This window comes from Nonomuraea gerenzanensis (assembly GCF_020215645.1).
GTDB lineage: Bacteria > Actinomycetota > Actinomycetes > Streptosporangiales > Streptosporangiaceae > Nonomuraea > Nonomuraea gerenzanensis.
The window spans coordinates 4737542-4752172 of the sequence record NZ_CP084058.1 but is presented as its reverse complement, the minus strand read 5'-3'; the positions used below and the strand labels follow the sequence as shown (position 1 = coordinate 4752172).

At 72.9% G+C, this 14631-nt stretch carries 17 protein-coding genes; 13 read left to right on the top strand and 4 right to left on the bottom strand.

The features are described 5' to 3' along the window. The first annotated feature begins 142 nt into the window (after window positions 1–142). A complete protein-coding gene (locus LCN96_RS22405; protein ID WP_225274825.1) occupies window positions 143–559 on the top strand; it encodes a CBS domain-containing protein in 417 nt (138 codons plus the stop codon). Window positions 560–576: 17 nt separating this feature from the next. Beyond that, window positions 577–933: an MmcQ/YjbR family DNA-binding protein gene (locus tag LCN96_RS22400; protein WP_225274824.1), complete on the top strand. Its 357-nt coding sequence runs from the start codon at window positions 577–579 to the stop codon at window positions 931–933. Between the two features lie 129 nt (window positions 934–1062). Here the strand turns inward: LCN96_RS22400 and LCN96_RS22395 are convergent, their stop codons facing one another. Beyond that, a complete protein-coding gene (locus tag LCN96_RS22395) occupies window positions 1063–1503 on the bottom strand; it encodes an iron chaperone (RefSeq protein ID WP_225274823.1) in 441 nt (146 codons plus the stop codon). A gap of 106 nt (window positions 1504–1609) precedes the next feature. Here LCN96_RS22395 and LCN96_RS22390 point away from each other — a divergent pair, with 106 nt between their 5' ends. Beyond that, window positions 1610–2194: a TetR/AcrR family transcriptional regulator gene (locus LCN96_RS22390; protein WP_225274822.1), complete on the top strand. Its 585-nt coding sequence runs from the start codon at window positions 1610–1612 to the stop codon at window positions 2192–2194. Between the two features lie 51 nt (window positions 2195–2245). Continuing rightward, window positions 2246–2857, top strand: a complete 612-nt coding sequence (locus LCN96_RS22385; RefSeq protein WP_225274821.1) for an SAM-dependent methyltransferase — start codon at window positions 2246–2248, stop codon at window positions 2855–2857. On the opposite strand, the gene LCN96_RS22380 is transcribed toward LCN96_RS22385, so the two are convergent. Beyond that, window positions 2854–3759, bottom strand: a complete 906-nt coding sequence (locus LCN96_RS22380) for a D-alanyl-D-alanine carboxypeptidase family protein (protein ID WP_225274820.1) — start codon at window positions 3757–3759, stop codon at window positions 2854–2856. The two genes, LCN96_RS22385 and LCN96_RS22380, sit on opposite strands and share 4 nt — an antisense overlap. 102 nt (window positions 3760–3861) lie before the next feature. Between LCN96_RS22380 and LCN96_RS22375 the strand changes: the two genes are divergently transcribed. The 8 genes from LCN96_RS22375 (at window position 3862) to ptsP (ending at window position 10536) form a co-directional block, all read left to right on the top strand. Then, entirely contained in the window at window positions 3862–4623 is a 762-nt protein-coding gene (locus LCN96_RS22375) for a DeoR/GlpR family DNA-binding transcription regulator (protein WP_225274819.1), read from the top strand. Next, on the top strand, window positions 4620–5579 hold the full coding sequence (gene pfkB / locus LCN96_RS22370) for a 1-phosphofructokinase (RefSeq protein ID WP_225274818.1): 960 nt from the start codon (window positions 4620–4622) through the stop codon (window positions 5577–5579). The genes LCN96_RS22375 and pfkB overlap by 4 nt, the downstream gene beginning before the upstream one ends. A gap of 158 nt (window positions 5580–5737) precedes the next feature. Further along, on the top strand, window positions 5738–6838 hold the full coding sequence (gene mtlA, locus LCN96_RS22365; RefSeq protein ID WP_225274817.1) for a PTS mannitol transporter subunit IICB: 1101 nt from the start codon (window positions 5738–5740) through the stop codon (window positions 6836–6838). Between the two features lie 3 nt (window positions 6839–6841). After that, window positions 6842–7150 carry a PTS lactose transporter subunit IIB gene (locus tag LCN96_RS22360; RefSeq protein WP_225274816.1) on the top strand — a complete coding sequence of 103 codons (309 nt, stop codon included), beginning with the start codon at window positions 6842–6844 and terminating at the stop codon, window positions 7148–7150. Further along, a complete protein-coding gene (locus LCN96_RS22355) occupies window positions 7143–7571 on the top strand; it encodes a PTS sugar transporter subunit IIA (protein WP_225274815.1) in 429 nt (142 codons plus the stop codon). The genes LCN96_RS22360 and LCN96_RS22355 overlap by 8 nt, the downstream gene beginning before the upstream one ends. Then, window positions 7568–8572, top strand: a complete 1005-nt coding sequence (locus LCN96_RS22350) for a zinc-dependent dehydrogenase (RefSeq protein ID WP_225274814.1) — start codon at window positions 7568–7570, stop codon at window positions 8570–8572. Before LCN96_RS22355 ends, LCN96_RS22350 begins: the two co-directional genes overlap by 4 nt. 13 nt (window positions 8573–8585) lie before the next feature. Further along, the gene (locus LCN96_RS22345; RefSeq protein WP_225274813.1) at window positions 8586–8867 is read left to right on the top strand and encodes an HPr family phosphocarrier protein; all 282 of its coding nucleotides are present in this window, start codon (window positions 8586–8588) and stop codon (window positions 8865–8867) included. Then, a complete protein-coding gene (gene ptsP / locus LCN96_RS22340; protein WP_225274812.1) occupies window positions 8860–10536 on the top strand; it encodes a phosphoenolpyruvate--protein phosphotransferase in 1677 nt (558 codons plus the stop codon). The genes LCN96_RS22345 and ptsP overlap by 8 nt, the downstream gene beginning before the upstream one ends. 124 nt (window positions 10537–10660) lie before the next feature. Here the strand turns inward: ptsP and LCN96_RS22335 are convergent, their stop codons facing one another. Further along, entirely contained in the window at window positions 10661–13159 is a 2499-nt protein-coding gene (locus LCN96_RS22335; RefSeq protein ID WP_225274811.1) for an ATP-dependent Clp protease ATP-binding subunit, read from the bottom strand. A gap of 87 nt (window positions 13160–13246) precedes the next feature. Next, window positions 13247–13894: an SDR family oxidoreductase gene (locus LCN96_RS22330; protein WP_225274810.1), complete on the bottom strand. Its 648-nt coding sequence runs from the start codon at window positions 13892–13894 to the stop codon at window positions 13247–13249. A 23-nt stretch (window positions 13895–13917) separates the two neighbouring features. On the opposite strand from LCN96_RS22330, the gene LCN96_RS22325 reads away from it, so the two are divergent. Beyond that, the gene (locus LCN96_RS22325) at window positions 13918–14610 is read left to right on the top strand and encodes an HAD family hydrolase (protein WP_225274809.1); all 693 of its coding nucleotides are present in this window, start codon (window positions 13918–13920) and stop codon (window positions 14608–14610) included. Window positions 14611–14631 lie beyond the last annotated feature (21 nt).

The following is a 14631-nucleotide window of genomic DNA, read 5'->3' as shown; positions in this document are numbered from 1 at the left end:
AGACGGGAGACGCCCTGGAGCCCGCGCCAAGGTGGGAGGCGCCTTGGAGCCCGCGCCAAGGTGGGAGAAACCGACAAAGAGCCGTGAAAGGCGCATTCGCCCGGGTAGGGGGTCGGCCGGACCGATCCACAGGAGGAGACCCATGGCGAAGACCGTGGCAGATGTGATGACCTCTCACCCGGCGACGGTCGAGGCCGACCAGCCGGTGTCCGTCGCGGCGTCGCTGATGCGCGACAACGACACGGGAGCGGTCATCGTCAACGACAACGGCCGGATGAAGGGCATCGTCACCGACCGCGACATCACCGTGCGCGTGGTCGCCGATGACCGGGGCCCGGACACGCCCGTCCGCGAGGCGTGCAGCCCCTCGGTCGAGGCCGTCGGGCCGGACACCAGCATCGAGCAGGCCGTCCAGCTCATGCGCACGCACGCCGTCCGCCGCCTGCCGGTGGTCGAGGACGGCCGCGCGGTCGGCGTCGTCAGCCTGGGCGACCTGGCCATGGAGCGCGACCCGGACTCCGCGCTGGCCGACATCTCGGCGGCGGAGGGCAACCGATAGGGGGTAGCGTCTGCCGTGTGTTCACCGTCGATGACGTACGGCAGTTCGCCCGTACGCTCCCCCGCTCCTCTGAGCACCTGATCAGGGACCGGGTGAAGTTCCGCGTAGGTAAGATCGTCTACGTGGCGTTCTCGCGTGACGAGAGCCTGATGGGGTTCGGGTTCCCCAAGGAGGAGCGCGCGGCCCTGGTGGCCGCCGAGCCCGAGAAGTTCCTGCTGCCACGCGAGTCGGACCTGCGGTTCCACTGGGTGGAGGTGCGGACCGCCGCCATCGACGTGGCGGAGATGCGGGAGCTGGTGCTGGAGGCGTGGCGGATGTGCGTGCCGAAGAAGGTGCGGCTGGAGCAGGAGCTCGCCGCCAAGCGGCTGCGCTGAACGGATGCGCTGAACGGATGCGCTGAACGGATGCGCTGAGCGGCGCGCATCCGGCTCAGCGCACCGTCGGGCGCCGCGGCGAAGTGCGGCTCGCCGGACGCGGACGGGCGCGAGCGGCGAGCCCGCCGTTCAGCTCACCGCCTGCTTCACCAGCGCGCTGATGCGTGCCTCGACCTCGGCCGTCATCTCGGTCAGCGCGAAGGCGGCCGGCCACATCTCGCCGTCGTCCAGCCGCGCGTGGTCGCTGAACCCGAGCGTCGCGTACCGCGTCTTGAACTTCGCGGCAGGCTGGAAGTGGCAGACGAGCTTGCCGTCGAGCGCGTAGGCGGGCATGCCGTACCAGAGCTTCGGCGTGAGCACCGGAGCGCCGGCGGTGATGACGGCGTGAACCCGCTCGGCGAGCACCCGGTCCGGCTCCGCCATCTCGGCGATCTTCGCGAGCACGTCCCGCCTCGCCTCCTCGGCCTTGTCGGCCTTGGAGCTGCGGCGCGACGCCTTCTTCAGCTCCTGCGCGTGGTCCCGCATCGCGGCCCGCTCCTCGGCCGAGAACCCCTCATACGTGCTGGTCATGGCGATCATCCTCTCCACACGACACGTGTCGTTTCCACGTGGCACCCTGCCACCTCCGCCGAGAGCTTGTCAACACGGCCCGTGTCGTTTCCGGTAGGGTGAGCACATGTCCCCGGAGCCCAACCCGCAACGGCGCAGCGAGAAGAGCCGCAGCGCGATCATCGAGGCCGCCCTGGACCTGTGCGGCGAGCACGGGTACGGGCACGTCACGGTCGAGGCGATCGCCGCCCGGGCCAAGGTGAGCAAGAAGACGATCTACCGCTGGTGGCCGTCCAAGGGGGCGGTGGTCCTGGACGCGCTCGACGAAACCGTCAACCCGGCCGTCACGTTCCCCAACACGGGCGACCTCCGCGCCGACCTGGAGGCCCAGATGTGGGGGCTGCTCCAGGGCGTCATGGCCGAGCCGCGCACCGGGCGCGCGCTGACCGGCCTGATCGCCGACACCCAGCACGACCCCGACCTGGCACGCAGCCTGAACGACGACCTGATCGGGCCACGGGCGCAGGAGGCGCGCGCCCGCCTGGCCAAGGCGAAGGCCGCCGGCCAGCTCAGCCGGGACGCCGACCTCGACCTGGCCCTGGAGTTGCTCTACGGCCCCGTCTACTACCGGCTGCTGCTCCACCAGGGCGACCTGCACACCCGCGAGGAGCTGAGGAAGGTCATCGACCACGCCCTGCGCGCTCTCGCCTGAGCCCGGATAAGCGCTTGCCCGCCGTCCCGATCTCGGCGAGGATCAGCGATCATGACGCAGCAGGACTGGTCGCGGTGGCATGACGCCTACGACGAGCCGGGGTCGTCGCTGAAGGCCCGCCTCGACCTCGTGCGTGGGTGGATCGGCACGGCCCTCGACGAGGGGGCCTCGCAGGTGGTGAGCCTGTGCGCCGGGCAGGGGCGCGATCTGCTGCCGGTGCTGTCCGCGCATCCCCGGCGCGGCCTGGTGCGGGCGCGGCTGGTCGAGCTGGACGAGCGGAACGCCGCCGTGGCCAGGAGCGCGGCGCCCGATGGGGTCGAGGTGGTGTGCGGGGACGCGGCGATTACGGGGGCGTACGCGGGCGCCGTACCGGCGGATCTCGTGCTCGTGTGCGGGGTGTTCGGGAACATCACCGACGACGACGTCCGCCGCACGGTCGCCACGCTGCCGCAGCTCTGCGCACCCGGCGCGACGGTGATCTGGACCAGGGGGCGGCACGAGCCGGACCTGGTGCCGGTGATCTGCGCGTGGTTCGAGGGCGGCGGGTTCGAGCGGGTGGCGGTCGAGGGCGAGGGCACGGAGTACGGGGTAGGGGTGCACCGCTACGCCGGTCCGCCGGTGGCGCTGGAGCCTGACCGGCGGATGTTCACCTTCGTCCGCTAGCGGGTGACGTGGCGGTAGAGGTCGCGGGTGATCGTGGTGGTGCGCTTGACGGAGGAGCTCCACGTGCCGCCCGCCGGGTGCGCCGTCAGCACGGCCATGACGAAGCGGTCGCCCTTGCCCGCCAGGCCGGTCGTGTGCAGCACCGGACGGCCGTAGTCGGGCACGCCGGAGTCGGCGGCCCGCTGCGAGATCCATGAGATGGGCGCCCCGACGGCCCTGGCGTCGGTGGTGTACGAGGCGGTCTGGGCGGCGCGCGCGCCGCACCGGACCGGGGGCGTGGTGCCGAAGCCCGACCAGCCCTGCTTGACCGCCCACGGCCGCGGCACCCCGTCGGGGATGCCGAAGGTCTGGTCGAAGCCGTCGGTGCCGCACGGCGTGGACAGCCGCAGGTGGCCCAGGATGGTGTCCCTGACCCGGGGCTCGGCGGTGTCGAGCAGGTAGCGGTAGGTGCGCACGATGTCGTACGCGCTCAGCGAGGTGTAGCCCCAGAACCCGGGCTTCGACGCGGGCGGCGGCGCGGTGTCGGACAGCCCCAGCTTGCGGGCCTGCCGCACGATGATCTGCCCCTTGCCGAGGCGGTCCCACAGGGTGGAGGCCGCGTCGTCGTCGCTGGAGCGCAGCATCACCTTCAGCAGCCTGGCGTCGGCCGCCGGCACGCTCTTGCGCCGCTCCAGGTAGTCGATCGCGATGAGGATCTTGACGACGGAGGCCGAGCGGTACTTCCGGTGCGCGTTCCTGGTGGCGACGATCTTGCCCGCCTGCCGGTCGAACACCACCCAGGCCGCCGTCGTCCCGGCCGGGACGCGAGGCGGCGCGACGGCCTGCGCGGCCTGCGCGGCATGGGCAGGGCCGGCAAGCGCGGCGACGACAACGGGGACCACGGCCAGGGGCTTGATTCGCACCCGCCTATAACTACCAGATTCAGCCGCCCCACTCTTGACCGACCAACGAAAGCAGGTATAAACACAGAAGAAACCAACCCGAAACGGCGGTGAACCAACATCATGTACGCCGAGGAGCGGCAGCAGGAGATCCTGCGGAGAGCGCGGGCCGCGGGCCGCGTCGACGTGGTGACGCTGGCCGCCGAGCTCGACGTGACCACGGAGACGATCCGCCGCGACCTGACGTCGCTGGAGCGGGCGGGCGTGCTGCGCCGCGTGCACGGGGGCGCGATCCCCGTGGAGCGGCTGGGGTTCGAGCCCGCGCTGGCCACCCGTGACGAGGTCATGACGGCCGAGAAGGAACGCATCGCCAAGGCGGCGCTGGCCGAGCTGCCCGAGGACGGGTCCGTGATCATCGACGCGGGCACCACGACGGGCCGCCTGGTGCAGGTGCTGCCCGCCGACAGGGAGCTGACCGTCGTGGTCAACTCCCCGCCGCTGGCCACCGTGCTGGCCGCCCGCGCCAACCTGCACGTGATCATGCTGGGCGGCCGGGTACGCGGCAAGACCCTCGCGACGGTGGACGACTGGGCGCTGCGCCCGCTGGCCTACCTCAACGTGGACGTGGCGTTCATGGCCACCAACGGCTGCTCGCTGAGCCGGGGCCTGACCACGCCCGACCCGGCCGAGGCGGCGATCAAGCGGGCCATGGTCAAGGCCGCGCAGCGCAGCGTGCTGCTGGCCGACCACACGAAGTTCGGCAACACGTACCTGTCCACGTTCGCCGAGCTGAGCGAGATCGACGTGGTGATCACCGACACCGGGCTGGACCTGACGCTGGCCGCCGACCTGGCGCAGGCCGGCCCGGAGGTGATCAGGGCGTGATCCTCACCCTGACGCTGAACCCCAGCCTCGACCGCACCATCGAGATCGCCTCCCTCGACCGGGGCGCGGTCATCCGCGCCGCCGCCGCCCACCTCGACCCGGGCGGCAAGGGGGTGAACGTCTCGCGCGCCCTGCTGGCCAACGCCGTGGCGAGCCGCGCGGTGGTCCCGTACGGCGGCGACGAGGGCAGGCAGCTCGTCCGCCTGCTGGCCGCCGAGGGGCTCGACATGGTGACCGTCCCCGTGACGGGCCCGACCCGGTCGAACGTCACGCTGGCCGAGCCCGACGGCACCACCACCAAGATCAATGAGCCGGGCACCGCGCTGTCGCCCGCCGAGCTGGACACGATCGCCGACGCCGTGCTGGCCGCCGCCCACTCCGGCGGCCAGGGGGCGGACTGGGTGGTGGCCTCGGGGAGCCTGCCGCCCGAGGTCCCGGCCGACGTGTACGCCCGGCTGTGCCGCAGGTTCGCCGGCGCGGGCATCCACATGGCCGTCGACACCAGCGGCCCCGCGCTGTCCTGCGCGCTCGGCGCCGCGCCCGCCCTGGTCAAGCCGAACCTGGAGGAGCTGTCGGCCGCCACCGGCATGCCGATCCGCTGCCTGGGCGACGTGGCCGAGGCGGCGGCCAAGCTGCGGGCCGCCGGTGCGCGCACGGTGCTGGCCAGCCTCGGCGCCGACGGCGCCGTGCTCGTCGAGGACGGCGGGAGCTGGTACGGCGAGGCCGCCGTCACCGAGCCGCGCAGCTCCGTCGGCGCGGGCGACGCGATGCTGGCCGGGTTCCTCGCCGGCGGCGGCCGTGGCCCCGAAGCTCTCAAGCAGGCGCTGGCCTGGGGCGCCGCCGCCGTGCGCCTGCCCGGCAGCCGGATGCCCGGCCCCGCCGACATCGACCCCGGCGCCGTCACCATCGGCCCGCCCGACCCCGAACGCCCGCTCTCGACCACCCTGCCCGCCTGAAGAAGCCCCGGCCTCCCCGGAGCAACCGACCGACAAGCCCCCGCGCGTCCCGGGAGATCCGACCGACAAGCCCCCGGCGCGCCCCCGGAGATCCGACCCACAAGCCCCGGCGCATCCCGATAGAAAGCGGCTGCTCAACCCCCCAAAGGAGCACGTCCATGGCCGACACCTACACCCCTCCGGTCACCGGGACCGGAGTCAAGGCCACCATCCAGCGCATCGGCGGTCATCTGGCCGGCATGATCATGCCGAACATCGGCGCGTTCATCGCCTGGGGCCTGATCACCGCCCTGTTCATCCCGACGGGCTGGCTGCCCAACGAGGATCTCGCGAAGCTGGTCGGCCCCATCATCGGGACACTGCTCCCGGTCCTCATCGCCTACACCGGCGGCCGGATGGTGCACGGGCAGCGCGGGGCGGTCGTCGGCGCGGTGGCGGTGATGGGCGTCGTGGTGGGCACGGAGTCCCCGATGTTCCTCGGCGCCATGATCATCGGCCCGCTCACCGCGCTGATCCTGAAATATGTGGACAAGTTCACGGAAGAGCGCACCAAGGCCGGCTTCGAGATGCTGGTGGACAACTTCTCCGCCGGCATCGTGGGCGGCGCGATGGCCATCGTCGGCTTCTACGCCATCGGCCCGATCGTCCAGGCCGTCACCACCGCCGCCGGCGACGCGGTGGAGTGGCTGATCACCAACAACCTGCTGCCGATCGCCTCCGTGCTGATCGAGCCGGCCAAGGTGCTGTTCCTGAACAACGCCATCAACCACGGCGTGCTCAGCCCGCTGGGCGTGGCCGAGGCCGCGGAGACGGGCAAGTCGATCCTGTTCATGCTGGAGTCGAATCCGGGGCCCGGCCTGGGCCTGCTGCTGGCGTTCCTGCTCTTCGGCCCGCGCGCCATGCGGCCGACCACGCCCGCCGCGATGATCATCCACTTCTTCGGCGGCATCCACGAGATCTACTTCCCGTACGTGCTCATGAAGCCCCGCCTCATCCTCGCCGTCATCGTGGGCGGCGCGGCCGGGGTGTTCACGTTCATGGTCACCGGGGCCGGGCTGGTCGCCACCCCGTCGCCCGGCAGCATCTTCGCCTACCTCGCCGTCACCCCGAAGGGCGGCTGGCTCGCCTCCAGCCTCGGGATCCTCGTGGCGACCGGCGTGACGTTCGCCGTGGCCGCCGTCCTGCTCGGGTTCGGCAGGGGCGAGAAGGCCGAGCCCGCCGAGGCCGAACCCATCGAAACCACCCAGAAGGAGAGCTGAGCCATGGCAGGCATCGACAGCAAGGACATCCGCAAGATCATCGTGGCCTGCGACGCGGGCATGGGCAGCAGCGTCATGCTCGCCTCCCAGCTCAAGAAGCAGCTCAAGGGGACCGGCGTGACCGTGGAGCACACCCCGGTCAACTCCATCCCCGACGACGCCGACGTGATCCTGTGCCACGCCGGGCTGGCCGCGCGTGCGAAGGCGGCCGCTCCGGGGAAGGTACTGGTGTCGTTCCAGATCTTCCTCGGCGACCCGGCGGTGACCCGGCTGGTGAACACCATCAAGAACGGCGGCACGGTCGATGCGTGACGACCTGCTCGACCCGCGTGCCGTGCTGCTGCACGAGAGCGCCCCCGACCGCGACGCGGCCATCCGCCGGTGCGGGCGGGCGCTGGTCGAGGTGGGCGCGGTCGCGGAGCCGTACATCGAGGCGATGCTCGAACGCGAGCGGTCAATCTCCACCTACGTCGGCGAGGGCGTGGCCATCCCGCACGGGACGAACGCCTCCAAGGGGGACGTCCTGCGCGACGCGATCTGCGTCGTCCGCTTCCCCGGCGGGGTCGACTGGGACGGCGAGCACGTCACCCTCTGCGTCGGCATCGCCGCGAAAGACGACGGTCACGTGCCGCTGCTGGCGGCGCTGGCCGAGATCCTGCTCGACCCCGACCGGGCGCGGGCGCTGCGCGAGGCCACCGAGGTCTCCCAAGTGACGAAGGAGCTCACCGCATGAAGGTCGCGCGTTTCCACGCGCCGGGCGACATCAGGATCGAGGACGCGCCGGAGCCGGTCGCCGGTCCGGGCGAGCTGAAGATCCGCGTCCGCAACTGCTCGACCTGCGGCACCGACGCCAAGATCTACAGGTTCGGCCATCACCACATCGTGCCGCCGCGCGTGATGGGCCACGAGATCGCCGGCGAGGTGGTGGACACCGGCGCGCGGGTGCAGGTGATCGCCGCCATCCCGTGCGGCACCTGCCCCGACTGCGTGGCCGGCCGCCGTACGGTGTGCCCGAACCAGGAGTCGATGGGCTACCACTACGACGGCGGCTTCGCCGAGTACCTGATCGTCCCGGCGAAGGTGCTGGCCGTGGACGGCGTCAACGCCATCCCCGACGGCGTCGGCTTCGCGGAGGCGTCGGTGGCCGAGCCGCTCGCCTGCGTGCTGAACGGCCAGGAGCTGGCCCGCGTGGGGCCCGGCGACGACGTGGTGGTGATGGGCGCGGGCCCGATCGGCTGCCTGCACGTGCGGCTGGCGCGGGCGCGCGGCGCGAACCGGGTGTTCCTGGTGGACGTCAACGCCGAGCGCCTGTCGATGGCCGCCGAGCTGGTCCGTCCGGACGCGACCATCGACGCCGACCCCGTCGAGCAGGTGCTGAAGCTGACCGGCGGCCGGGGCTCCGACGTGGTGATCACGGCGGCGGCCTCGGGCGCGGCACAGGAGCAGGCGGTGCGGATGGCCGCCAGGCAGGGGCGCATCAGCTTCTTCGGCGGGCTGCCCAAGGACGACCCGGTCATCGCGCTCGACTCGAACCTCGTGCACTACCGGGAGCTGACCGTCGTCGGCGCGAACGGCTCCAGCCCGGCCCACAACGCCGAGGCGCTGCGGCTGGTGGCCGAGGGCGCCGTACCGGTGTCGGACCTGATCACCCACCGGCTGCCGCTGCCGCGCGTGCTGGACGGGATCGGCCTGGTCAGCCGGGGCGAGGCCATCAAGGTCACCATAGAACCCTGACAGGAGGTAGGCGATGGCACAGCGAACGGTGGTCGTGGCAGCGGCCAGCGGGCTGCACGCCCGTCCGGCGAAGCTGTTCGTGCAGGCGGTGGTGAAGTCGGGGGTGCCGGTGACGATCCGGGCCGGGGAGAAGGCGGTGCCGGCCAAGAGCATGCTGGGGGTGCTGTCGCTCGGCGTCGTCCAGGGCACGGAGGTCACGCTGGAGGCGGAGGGGCCGGGGGCGGAGGAGGCGCTGGACGCGCTGGCGGCGCTGCTGGCCCGCGATCTGGACGCGGAAGAGGCCCTCGATGCCTGAGGTCGGGAGCGGCGGGCCCGCTGCGGCTCCTTGGGAAGGGGCCGCCGGGCGGCTGGCCGGGCTGGGGGTCAGTCAGGGGCGGGCCGCCGGGCCGGTGATGCGGCTGGGCGAGCCGCCCGCGTTGCCCGCGCCCGCGCCCGTCACCGACCCGGGCGCCGAAGCGGCCACCGTGGCCAAGGCGCTGGGAGCGGTCGCCGCCGAGCTGAACCGGCGGGCGCTGGCCGCCGACGGCGAGGCGGCCGAGATCCTGGAGGCCCTGGCCATGATCGCCGAGGACCCCCTGCTGCTGGAGGAGGCCGAACGGCTCACGGCCGGCGGCACCAGCGCCCCCCACGCCCTGGACGCCGCCTTCACCACGCACCGCGAGGCGCTGGCCGCGCTCGGCGGTTACCTGGCCGAGCGGGCCGCCGACCTCGACGACCTCAGGCACCGCGCCGTGGCCTCCGCCCTCGGCGTGCCGATGCCCGGCCTGCCCTCCCCCGGTCACCCGTACGTGCTGGTGGCCACCGACCTCTCCCCCGCCGACACGGCGGGCTTGGGCCCCGACGTGCTGGCGCTGGTCACCGAGCGCGGCGGCCCCACCAGCCACACCGCGATCCTGGCCAGAGCCATGGGCCTGCCCGCCGTCGTGGCGTGCGCGGGCGTCACGGGCCTCGACGACGGCACGGTGATCGGGGTGGACGGCGGCACCGGTGAGATCGCGATCGGGCTCACCGAGCGGGAGGCCGACGAGGTCGCCCGGGCCGAGATCGCCCACAGGGCCCGCCTCCGCGCGGGCCGGGGCCCGGGGAGGACGGCCGACGGGCATCCGGTGAAGCTGCTGCTCAACATCGGCTCGGCCGCCGACCTGGCACCACGTGACGCGGAAGCGGGCGCTGAAGGGATGGGTGTCGCGGCGACGGGTGCTGAGGGGGTGGGGCTGTTCAGGACGGAGTTCCTGTTCCTCGACCGCAAGCAGGCCCCGTCGTTCGAGGAGCAGGTCACCGCGTACGCGGAGGTGTTCGCCCAGGCGGAGCACGTGATCGTGCGCACGCTCGACGCGGGCACCGACAAGCCGCTGCCCTTCCTCGGCCTGCCGGAGGAGCAGAACCCGGCCCTGGGCGTCCGCGGCCTGCGCGTGGACCGGCTGCTGCCGGACGTCCTGGACACCCAGCTCGACGCGATCGCCGCGGCGGCGCGCCGGGCCGGGGCCGAGCCGTGGGTGATGGCGCCCATGGTCACCACGGTCGGGGAGGCGAGCGACTTCGCCCGCCGGGCGCGGGCCAAGGGCATCGCGCGGGTGGGCGTGATGGTCGAGGTGCCGGCGGCGGCGCTGCGCGCGGGGCGGCTGCTGCAGGAGGTGGACTTCCTCAGCGTCGGCACCAACGACCTGGCCCAGTACACCTTCGCCGCCGACCGCCAGCACTCCGCCCTGGCCGACCTGCTGGACCCGCGCCAGCCGGCCCTGCTGGAGCTGATCGGCCTGTGCGCGCAGGCGGGCAGGCAGGCAGGCAAGCCGGTCGGGGTGTGCGGCGAGGCGGCGGGCGATCCGGTGCTCGCGCCGCTGCTGGTGGGGCTGGGGGTGACGAGCCTGTCGATGGCCCCCGTGTGCGTGCCGGCGGTGCGCGAGGCGCTCGCGGGCCTCACGCTGGAGGAGTGCCGGGAGCGGGCACGCGCCGCCCTGGAGTGACCCCTCGCGCCGAAAGCGGCGGGCCCGGCCCTGGAGTGACCCCTCGCGCCGAAAGCGGCGGGCCCGGCCTGGAGTGACCGCTCTGCCGGGAGCGGCGGGTCCGCCCTGGAGTGCCCGCGCCCGGTCAGGTGGCGGGTTCGGGGTTGTGGGCCCTGAGGCTGAGCTGGTCGCCCTCCACGTCCACCGTCACCTTCCCGTGCTCGGCCACCTCACCGGTCAGCAACATCGTGGACAGCCGGTTGTCCAGCTCCCGCTGCACCGTCCGCCGCAACGGCCGCGCCCCGAACTCGGGCTGGTAGCCGCGCGCCGCCAGCCAGTCCTTGGCCGCGTCCGTGACCTCCAGCGTCACGTCCTGGCCGCGCAGCCGCTGCCGGGTGCGCTCCAGCAGCAGGTCCACGATCTGGCGGAGCTGCTCGCGCTCCAGCCGCCTGAAGACGATCGTCTCGTCGATGCGGTTGAGCAGCTCGGGGCGCAGCGAGCGGCGCAGCAGGTCCATGAGCTGCTCCTCGACGTCCCCGGTGGACTCCAGGATGAGCTGGGCGCCGAGGTTGCTGGTCATGATGACGACGGTGTTGGTGAAGTCGACCGTGCGGCCCTGGCCGTCGGTCAGGCGGCCGTCGTCGAGCAGCTGCAGCAGGATGTTCATGACGTCGGGGTGGGCCTTCTCGATCTCGTCGAGCAGGATCACGCCGTGCGGCCGGCGGCGTACGGCCTCGGTGAGTTGCCCCGCCTCCTCGTAGCCGACGTACCCGGGCGGCGCGCCGATCAGCCGCGAGACCGTGTGCCGCTCCTGGAACTCGCTCATGTCGATGCGCACCATGTGGTCCTCGCCGCCGAACAGCGCCGCCGCCAGCGCCCTGGCCAGCTCCGTCTTGCCGACCCCCGTGGGGCCGAGGAACAGGAAGCTGCCGATCGGCCGGTTCGGGTCCGACAGGCCCGCCCGGGCCCTGCGGACGGCCTCGGCGATGGCGACGACGGCCTCGTCCTGGCCGATGACGCGCTCGTGCAGGTGCTCCTCCAGGCGCATCAGCCGGTCGCGCTCCTGCTCGGTGAGCTGGGTGACGGGGATGCCGGTGCGGCGGGAGACGACCTCGGCGATGTCCTCGACCATGACCTGCGGCACCGTGCCGGCGCCGGTGTCCCCGCCGTGCCTGGCCCGCTCCAGCTCGGGCCGGAGCTTGTCGATCTGCGTGGTCAGCTCCTTGGCGCGGTCGAAGTCGTCGCGGGAGACGGCCTGGTCCTTGTCGCGGCGCAGGGCGTCGAGGCGCTCCTCCAGCTCCCGCACGTCGCTGCCGGGCGTGCGCGAGCGCAGCCGCACCCGGGCGGAGGCCTGGTCGATGAGGTCGATGGCCTTGTCCGGCAGGAACCGGTCGGAGATGTAGCGGGCCGACAGGTTGGCCGCCGCGTGCAGCGCCTCGTCGGTGATGCGGACCTGGTGGTGCGCCTCGTACGCGTCCCGCAGCCCGGCCAGGATCTCGACCGTCTGCTCCACGGTCGGCTCGGGGACCAGGATGGGCTGAAAGCGGCGTTCGAGGGCGGCGTCCTTCTCGATGTTCTTGCGGTACTCGTCGATGGTGGTGGCGGCGATGACGTGCAGCTCGCCGCGGGCCAGCGCGGGCTTGAGGATGTTGGCCGCGTCCATGCCGCCCTCGGCGGAGCCGGCGCCGACCAGCGTGTGCACCTCGTCGATGAAGACGATGATCTCGTCGGCGTGCTCGCGTACCTCGTCGATGACCTTCTTGATGCGCTCCTCGAACTCGCCCCGGTACTTCGACCCGGCCACCATCCCGGTCAGGTCGAGCGCGACGACGCGGCGGTCCTTGAGGGTGTCGGGCACGCTGCCGTTCACGATGCGCTGGGCGATGCCCTCGACGATCGCCGTCTTGCCGACGCCGGGCTCGCCGATCAGGCACGGGTTGTTCTTGGTGCGGCGCGACAGCACCTCGATGCACTGCTCGATCTCGTCCTCGCGGCCGACGACCGGGTCGATGCGGCCCTGCCTGGCCTCCTCGGTGAGGTCGCGGCCGTACTCGTCCAGCGAGGGCGTCTGACTCGCGCGGCGGCCGTCGCCCGCGCCACCGCCGCGCGCGGGGGTGGCCATGAGGGCCTGCTGCAGCTCGTTCGCCGAGACGCCCTGCTCCCGCAGCAGGCGGGCGGCGGTGGAGTCGGGGTTGGCGGCCAGCGCGAGCAGCAGGTGCTCGGGCCCGATGTAGGACGACTGCAGGGCCCGCGAGATGCGCTGGGCGTCGAGGACGGCGCGTTTGGCCGCCGGGGACAGCGTGGTCGGCGGCTCGGCGGGCTCGCCCGGCCCGGCGGCGGCGTCGATGCGGTCGCGCAGCCGGCCCACGTCCACCCCGGCCGTGCGCAGCAGCGCCTGCGTGGAGTCGGTGTCGGTCAGCGCGTCGAGCAGGTCGAGCACGTCGAGGTCGGCGGCGCCGCGCCGGCCCGCGCCCTCCAGCGCGGCGCTCAGCACCTGGCGGGCCTCGGCGCTGAGCAGCCGGCCCACGTCCACCCGCTGGACGCTGGGCCGGGACGGCGGCCAGCCCTCCATGCCGCCGAACACCCGGCCGGTGAGCTCCTCGAACCCTCTGAACGGGTCTTCACCGAAGAACGATCTCGACATCACAGGTCCCCCTCGCACTCAGGGGACATCTAGCCGCACTCACCGCATGTCAATGCCAGCGTGCGGTAAAGCATCCAACTGGTGACGTCACTCGTTCGACGCGACGAGGTCGATGATCGGGGTGTCGCCGGAGACGAGCTCCAGAGTCCGCCCCGCCGTGGCGGGGTTGTCGAGGAGCGCGACGATGACGGCGGCCACGTCGTCGCGCGGCACCGCGCCCGGCTGCACCTCGGGGGCCAGCCACACCAGCCCGGTGCCGGGCTCGTCGGTCAGGCGGCCCGGCCGCAGGATGGTCCAGGCCAGGCCGTCGCGGGCGCGCAGGTCCTCCTCGGCCTCGGTCTTGGCCTTGATGTAGGCGGCCCACACCTCGTCGCGGCCGGGGGCGAGGGGCTTGCCCGCGCCCATCGAGGAGATCTGGACGAAGCGCCGCACGCCCGCCCGCTCGGCGGCGTCGGCCATCAGGACGGACGCGCCCCGGTCCACGGTGTCCTTGCGGGGCACGCCGCTGCCGGGGCCCGCGCCGGCCGCGAAGACCACGGCGTCGGCGCCCTCGACGATCCGCGTGACCTCCTCGACGCTCGCCCGCTCCAGGTCGCACACCACGGCCTCGGCGCCGGTGGCCTCGACGTCGGCGACGTGCGCCGGGTTGCGTACCAGCCCCACGGCTCCCGACTTGAGCCGGGCGGCCAGCCGCAGCGCGATCTTCCCGTGTCCCCCCGCGATGATGATCCGCATACCGGCCATGGTGTCATGGACGCATGTACGACTTCCCGGAGGCACCCACGCCCGCGTTCCTGTTCGACCTGGACGGCACCCTCATCGACAGCGTCTACCAGCACGTGGTGGCCTGGCGGCAGGCGCTGTCCGGGATGGGAATCGACCTGTCGGTGTGGCGGATCCACCGGCGCATCGGCATGAGCGGCGGGCTGTTCGTCAGCGCGCTGCTGCGCGAGACCGGGCTCAAGCTGACCCGGGAGCAGATCGACGAGCTGCAGACCCACCACGCCGACGCGTACGAGCAGCAGGTCCAGTCCGTCAAGCCGCTGCCCGGCGCGAAGGAGCTGCTGGGCGAGCTGACCTCGCGCGGCGTGCCGTGGGCGATCTGCACCAGCGGGTACGCCCGCACGGCCCGCCTCGCGCTGGGCATGCTCGACCTGCCCGAGGACACTCCGATGGTCACCCGCGACCTGGTGCGCCGGGCCAAGCCGGACCCCGACCTGTTCCTCGCCGGCGCGGCCCTGGTCCGGGTGGACCCGGCGCACGCCATGGTGGTGGGCGACAGCGTGTGGGACCTGCTGGCCGCCCGCCGGGCCGGCGCGCTGGGCGTCGGGTTGCTGTCGGGCGGGTACGGCAGGGACGAGCTGGAGCGGTCGGGCGCGTTCCGGGTGTACGCCGACCCGGCGGACATGCTGGATCGCCTCGACGAGCTCGGTGTCCGGCAGAGTGATTGACCCATCCGGCTGACGTGGGAA